We start from the raw sequence: 655 nt of genomic DNA, 5'->3' as shown, positions 1-655 counted from the left end.
CCAGATTGTAACTTTAGGGTATACTCTAAATTAACATAATGATTATAGTTTTTTTATTGAATAAGTTGACAAAAATAACTAATCATGCGAAAAAGTTTTTTTAGTTAACAGATGTTCACACATGCCTCGAATTGTTTCTGTACCACTTAGTTTAGAACAGCGAGAACGACTCATTTTTCTGGCCAAGCATGCAAAACATTGGCGTGAAAGACAACGTGCCCAAACTATTCTCTGGCTTTCTGAAGGTAAAAGTGTTGCGGAAGTTGCCACTCTACAAGAACGTATCCCAGAAACCATAAGGCTACAACGCCGACGTTGGGAATTGTATGAGTTTGAATCGATTAAAGAAGGTCATCGCTCAGGTCGGCCCAATACATTGATCTCAGACTATCAGGCGAAAATCCTAGATTGGGTCAATACAAGTCCACTCAATGCAGAACAAATCCGAGTCAAACTACATGAAGAATACGAAGTGTCCGTGTCTGTTGAAACCATTCGTAAGTTTTTACGTGATTCAGGTATGGTCTTCAAGCGTACCCGTCATAGCTTGAAAAAAAAGAGATCCGATTGCATTTGAACAAGCAACACAGCAGATTGAAAAATTACGAGAGCAAGCGGCACGTGGTGAAATTATATTAGGTTATGTTGATGAAAC

General features: G+C 38.9%; 1 protein-coding gene. It reads left to right on the top strand.

The genetic code is table 11. The features are described 5' to 3' along the window. The first annotated feature begins 121 nt into the window (after window positions 1-121). Entirely contained in the window at window positions 122-577 is a 456-nt protein-coding gene (locus tag EXE10_RS21150) for a helix-turn-helix domain-containing protein (protein ID WP_004973749.1), read from the top strand. The last annotated feature ends 78 nt before the right edge of the window (window positions 578-655 follow it).

Source organism: Acinetobacter sp. WCHAc060033 (assembly GCF_004209125.1).
Taxonomy (GTDB): domain Bacteria; phylum Pseudomonadota; class Gammaproteobacteria; order Pseudomonadales; family Moraxellaceae; genus Acinetobacter; species Acinetobacter wuhouensis.
This window is presented reverse-complemented; position numbering and strand designations above follow the sequence as displayed.